Origin of the sequence: Leptospira soteropolitanensis (genome assembly GCF_026151655.1) — a bacterium.
GTDB classification, from domain to species: Bacteria; Spirochaetota; Leptospiria; order Leptospirales; family Leptospiraceae; genus Leptospira_A; species Leptospira_A soteropolitanensis.
In genome coordinates, this window is record NZ_JAMQPN010000023.1 from 1 (window position 1) to 5,368 (window position 5,368).

7 protein-coding genes are annotated in these 5,368 nt (G+C 33.6%); all 7 read right to left on the bottom strand.

What is annotated here, in order from left to right:
- Nucleotides 1-155: 155 nt before the first annotated feature.
- Nucleotides 156-1,043 carry an LA_2444/LA_4059 family outer membrane protein gene (locus ND811_RS18735; RefSeq protein ID WP_265353490.1) on the bottom strand — a complete coding sequence of 296 codons (888 nt, stop codon included), beginning with the start codon at nucleotides 1,041-1,043 and terminating at the stop codon, nucleotides 156-158.
- Nucleotides 1,044-1,237: 194 nt separating this feature from the next.
- Nucleotides 1,238-1,639, bottom strand: a complete 402-nt coding sequence (locus ND811_RS18740; RefSeq protein WP_265353496.1) for a type II toxin-antitoxin system VapC family toxin — start codon at nucleotides 1,637-1,639, stop codon at nucleotides 1,238-1,240.
- Nucleotides 1,639-1,875: a type II toxin-antitoxin system Phd/YefM family antitoxin gene (locus ND811_RS18745; protein WP_265353491.1), complete on the bottom strand. Its 237-nt coding sequence runs from the start codon at nucleotides 1,873-1,875 to the stop codon at nucleotides 1,639-1,641. Before ND811_RS18745 ends, ND811_RS18740 begins: the two co-directional genes overlap by 1 nt.
- Before the next feature lie 273 nt (nucleotides 1,876-2,148).
- Nucleotides 2,149-2,565: a putative toxin-antitoxin system toxin component, PIN family gene (locus tag ND811_RS18750; RefSeq protein WP_265353492.1), complete on the bottom strand. Its 417-nt coding sequence runs from the start codon at nucleotides 2,563-2,565 to the stop codon at nucleotides 2,149-2,151.
- Nucleotides 2,565-2,810 carry a CopG family ribbon-helix-helix protein gene (locus ND811_RS18755; RefSeq protein ID WP_265353493.1) on the bottom strand — a complete coding sequence of 82 codons (246 nt, stop codon included), beginning with the start codon at nucleotides 2,808-2,810 and terminating at the stop codon, nucleotides 2,565-2,567. Before ND811_RS18755 ends, ND811_RS18750 begins: the two co-directional genes overlap by 1 nt.
- A 290-nt stretch (nucleotides 2,811-3,100) precedes the next feature.
- Nucleotides 3,101-4,030 carry a HEPN domain-containing protein gene (locus ND811_RS18760; RefSeq protein WP_265353494.1) on the bottom strand — a complete coding sequence of 310 codons (930 nt, stop codon included), beginning with the start codon at nucleotides 4,028-4,030 and terminating at the stop codon, nucleotides 3,101-3,103.
- 214 nt (nucleotides 4,031-4,244) lie between these two features.
- On the bottom strand, nucleotides 4,245-5,368 hold a 1,124-nt coding region (locus ND811_RS18765; RefSeq protein ID WP_265365549.1), incomplete at its 5' end, for an SIR2 family protein.

The following is a 5,368-nucleotide window of genomic DNA, read 5'->3' on the forward strand; positions in this document are numbered from 1 at the left end:
GGAGACGACGTTCCTCGAAGCTGAGCCTCCGTAGGAGGCGTTAGCGTCGGCGCGAATCTTGCGGATGCAAGAGACGTGACGGAGAGGAATGTGGCGTAGCCCGAACGAGGCCGTCAGTGCCGAAGTGAAGCGTTTCCCCGCTGTTATACGCAGTTTTAATATTTATAAGTTATAGATGCGAAAGTAGAACCGAAATATTCATTCTTAGCAGTATATTCTATATTTGATCTAATTAAAATCGTAGAAAAAGAATCACTAGTGATGATTTGACTTTTATTTTGAACAACTTTTGCAGATTGATCAATAAAACCTAAAGAGAATAGGATGGAGTCAGTAAATTCGTAACCAATTATAAGTTTTGTTTCCGTAGCATAGTATTTAGTAAATGGATTGTCTTTAATTTGGGCAAATTCAAAATTTCTAGCTGAAGTAACAATTGAGTGGTTAATTTCGGTAAAACCACTTAGGATAGAGTATCTGTAACCTGCTGATATATAGAGGCCATAGAATCTTGGAGATTCAAGTAGCAGTCCAGCCGTTAATCCATTTAAATTTTGGGAAAGATTATAGTTATAAAATGCAAATCTCCCGTCGCTCAAATCACTTTGTAGTCTTTGTATTCCGAGGTTAAAAATTATTCTATTTTCAATTAGATGGTAATTTAAGAATAAGTTCTGTTCTGATCTATAATAAGTACCAAGATTTCCTTTGCTAATTTGATCTGTATAAGGATTTATTCTATCAAAAGAGAAATTGGTCTTTTTGTATTCAAAAAAGTTTCCTTCAATACTAAACTTAGAATCACCTATAAATCTAACAAATCCGAACGTGTTATATTGGATAGAAGGTATTTCATATGCGAAGGATATCGGAAAAAGACTGTTATACATATTAAATTCATTCGGTGCAGCATATCCGTTATTTCTTCTGATATAAATTTGGTTTGCTTTTCTTTCTTTGGCATTATTTTCAACTTCTTCCGCATTAATACTGAGGCTTGAGATTGCTAATATAATTAGAGTTAATATTTTTCTTTTTTTCATAAGTTTTATTAAAATTGCGTATAACGAACTAGACTTACCGAAGTTGTCCGACCCTGAGTCCCGGTAACGGGACGTTAGGGACTGGCACGTAGCTTGCGAAAGCAAGGCGAGTGACAGGAGGACAATTTGCCGAAGGCCGAGCGAGGGCTTGTCCCGAAGCGAAGCGGTAAGTCGCTGTTATACGCAGTGGGTAATTAAGACCAAATAGTTTTTAATCCAGATATTCTATATTTCTTTATTTCTGAATCTTTGGAAATGAAAGTTAGTTTTCTTGATATACATTGCCAAATAAGCATTCGATCAAAAGGATCTCTATGAAAATCTTCTTTTAAATGATGGTAAGAAGAGGCTTCTTGCTGGTTAAGTTCAATAATGTTTATGTTTAATTTTTCAAGTAACTTGGGAATATCTTCCGGTTTAAAGCCTGAGAGTTTTAATTTACCTAGTTTAAATTTTAAAGAAATTTCCCATAATGAGATTACACTAACAAAAATTTGATTTTCTTGATCTTGAACGATCGTGGTAATTTTCTTGCTTAATTGTTTTGAATCTCCAATAACCCAAAGCAAGGCGTGAGTATCTAAAAGATAAGCCATCAAATATTTAAGAATTCTTCTTCTGTGATAGAAAAATCTTTATCAAAAGAAATTTTCACCTTTCCATCAAGGAGTCCAATTTTTCTTTTTACATCACCTTTTTGATTGATTGGAACGATCATGGCGATGGTCTTTTTGTTTTTTCCAAATAGAATACCTACTTTTTCTCCATTCTTAACGTATTCAAGAACTTCGGAAAAGTGAGATTTGAGTTCACCGACTGCATAGGATTTCATGGCAATTTTAATATACTGATTCTTGACAAGTTGTCAAGATAATATTTTGTTAAGATTATGAAAGATTTTAACCCATTGCGTATAACGAACTAGGCTACTCGACGTTTCCCGACCCTGAGTCCCAGCGGGACGTTAGGGACTGGCATGTAGTTTGCGGATGCAAACGAATGCCAGAAGGGAAATGTGGCGCAGCCCAAGCGAGGCCTTGTGCCGAAGCGTAGTGAGTAGCCGTTGTTATGCGACGTTGCGGGGAGCGACACGGATGTCGCAATCTTAGCTCAAATTCTCTTTAATTCTTAAGTATTCATCAGGAGTAATGATTTTTAGACCCTTGATTTTTTCTAGAGTTAAAAGGTCTTTATCACCTGTTATTAATAAATCAACATTTGCTGAGAAAGCAGTTTCAAGAATATGGAAATCGTCTCGATCTCTCAAATTCATATAGTCTTTAAGAGGCTTGTTTTTAATTATTGTGGTAGCACTTCTGATTTCGGCAATTGTAAATTGTATGAAGTCATTAGGTAGTTTGAACTTAGGTTTAGCTAAAGTTTCTTCCAATTCGTCCAGAATTTCATTAGAGATATATCCAATGAAAATATCATCGATTAAATCTTGGAAAACCAATCTAGGTTTACCATTGAATAAGATAGCAGAAATATAAATATTAGTATCTAAAAGAACTTGTAACATTAAGAAGCTTTTTTAGTTCTTCTAACTGCTTTAATTTCTTGAAAAATGTCAGCTTCGGTAAGTTTAGTTTTATCGATAGTCTTAGAAGTAAAGTCGAAGATCGCTTGCCACTTAGATTTTTTTTCAATATAAGTCCTTGCAGCTTCACGAATCAGTTCGGATCTGGACCTGTGTTCTCTTTTTGCAATTTTATCAATTTCTTTTAAAAGAGCTTTTTCGAATGAGATGTTAACAGTCTGATTCATAATTTCCCAGCATATACACGATTTGTATATTTGTCAAATTGTTTATTTCTGGGATTTTCTTGTAAAACGCCGCACGGATGCGGCGACTTTTCCCCGCAATGTTCGCATAACGAACTAGACTTACCGAAGTTCCCTGACCCTGAGTCCCGGAGGGACGTTAGGGACTGGCACGTAGTTTGCGGATGCAAACGAGTGACAGAAAGGGAATTTGCCGTAGGCCGAGCGAGGCCTTGTGCCGAAGCGTAGCGGTAAGTCGCTGTTATGCGAAGTTCTTTAGTTGTAAATTATAATTATTCAAGCAATAAATCATCAAAATATTGACAATTTGTAATTTTACAATCTAGTATTTTCAGAAATATTTGATTGATTATTTGAGAAAAAGTTTTGAAAGTCTCATCAAATGTAATTGAAGGTAAATCTAATAGTTTTTTATAATTATTGAATTTTTTTAGGATTACTTTTTCGTCAAAATTGCTTCCATGCACAATCATAGATCTAATATCATAAAAAGCAGAAAATAGAGCGTAAATTGCTTTTCTTTCTAATTGTTTTTTCCCGATAAATTTTGCTGCTCGCATACTAATTTTATATTTTAAGTTGTCGCTCTTTTCCGACATTACAGCTTCAATTGCTATCATTATATCTACAACACCCTCAATTGAATTAGATAAAAAGTATTCTGTTAATCCTCTCGTATACCTATAGATTCCAATTTGGAAATTAAGATTTTCGAAGGTACTAAATTTTACTTCAAGCTCTTTAATTCTACCAATTGTTCCATTATTTAAATGGAAATTAGTCTCTTTTTCTGGTTTGGAGAAGTAGGTATAGTTTATTGGCTCATCATCGATGATGTTAAAATAACCAGAAATTTTTGGAGGTAGTCTGAAATCGGCGGCAAAAATTATTGAATGTAAGAGCGGTTTAATTATTTTTTCTGCTCTTTCTCGACACTGTTCAATGTTTTCTATTTGAAAAGAGAATTTTATACAACAAGTATCAATTTCTCCGTAGGAATCCAATATATGTTTATAGCCAATGTCATTATTTGGGTTTACTGTAAGTTCTTCTAAATCTCCTATTTTTGTCTGAAAAATTTCAATCGGATCGCTAGAATCATATCTATTTTCAAATTTATAAAGATTATTGGAATTTACTCTGATATAATTTAAGAAAATGAAGTATGAACATTTTTTTAATGAAGGATTTATTTTACTCATATTCGTGTTTATTTAAAGAATTTCGCATAACGAACTAGACTAACCGACGTAGGCTGGCCCTGAGTCCCTGAAGGGGACGTTAGGGATTGGCACGACGCTTGCGTAAGCAAGAGGAGTGACAAAAGCCTATGTGTCGGAGACCGAACGAGGGCGCAAGTCCCGAAGTGAAGCGGTTAGTTGCTGTTATGCGAAGCTGGATATTCACTAGTTAAATTTACCGGTTAATTTTTTTTAAATAATCGTTTTGTGAAAAAAAATCGGAGGCTTTTATTTGTATATGTTCAATAAGACCTGAATCTAAAAATTTTTCATGAAATATTTTTGTGATTTTTGTTCTAAATTCAGTTTTTTCCATTGGATTTATAAAGAGTATTTTCTGTAAGGAAATATTGTCTTGTAGACCTGCTGATAAAAGGTATTTAAAGTGAATATCTGTATCGGGTATTGAGAATCCAATAATTACGATTCTAGTTGCTTCGGATATCCTATCGATTGCACTATCCCAAACTTCCTTTAGTGAACCAGAAAAGGATTTTTGCCAAGTTGGCGGAAGTAGGATTTTCGAATTATTTGATTCAGTTGCTTCGAGATAGTTTTTTAATAATTTTAGTTTTTGACCCTGCGTTCCAGACGCTGTCCAATTTAATGATCCATGTAGTTTTAATATTTTTAAACCACTTGTTTGGTCAAAAATATCTTGTCTATCTAAGTTTCCTGCTCTACTTAAACAGTAATTTACTTTTAAACCCAAGTTCCAAATACTTTGTTCTAAAATTGTATCATAATTAAAACTAATAAATGAATTTGATTCAGATTGATTCTTAATTGATTTATCGTATATATTAATCATATTCGCTACAATATATTCATATAAATCGATTTTGCAATTCGTGTATGATGAGTTTCCGTAGTTTTCTTTGATGTCTTTTGCATTTGGAAAATTTTTGAGATAATCGTGTGTTACTGTCAGGTTTATGTATTTAGTTTCGTTTGTTTCTTCACAATAATGTAATGTAGATGCGATACTCTCGATGATATGTTGATTAAATTCGGTGTTCTCTTTAGCAGTTGCAAGTGAAAATAATTGTTCGATATCGTCGATATCTATATTTATACGATATGCAGCTCCCGAAGCTTTTAGTCTGAACTCAAATACTTTTTGAATAGAATTTAAGTTTTTCGAGTCTTTCTTTTTCTCTAGCCATTCTGCGGTTTCTCGCATTTTGACTAAGAAATTTTTAATTAATGGCATATTTCCATCGATTGAAAATCCTGCGCCCAATATATAAACATTGTTATTGTTGAAGATTTTATTCATAAGATATTTTCCAGTTTCGC

Excerpts from the sequence above, each read along its gene's own strand:
- ND811_RS18735 (WP_265353490.1), bottom strand. The coding sequence starts at position 1,043 with ATGAAAAAAAGAAAAATATTAACTCTAATTATATTAGCAATCTCAAGC.
- ND811_RS18740 (WP_265353496.1), bottom strand. The coding sequence starts at position 1,639 with ATGGCTTATCTTTTAGATACTCACGCCTTGCTTTGGGTTATTGGAGAT.
- ND811_RS18745 (WP_265353491.1), bottom strand. The coding sequence starts at position 1,875 with ATGAAATCCTATGCAGTCGGTGAACTCAAATCTCACTTTTCCGAAGTT.
- ND811_RS18750 (WP_265353492.1), bottom strand. The coding sequence starts at position 2,565 with ATGTTACAAGTTCTTTTAGATACTAATATTTATATTTCTGCTATCTTA.
- ND811_RS18755 (WP_265353493.1), bottom strand. The coding sequence starts at position 2,810 with ATGAATCAGACTGTTAACATCTCATTCGAAAAAGCTCTTTTAAAAGAA.
- ND811_RS18760 (WP_265353494.1), bottom strand. The coding sequence starts at position 4,030 with ATGAGTAAAATAAATCCTTCATTAAAAAAATGTTCATACTTCATTTTC.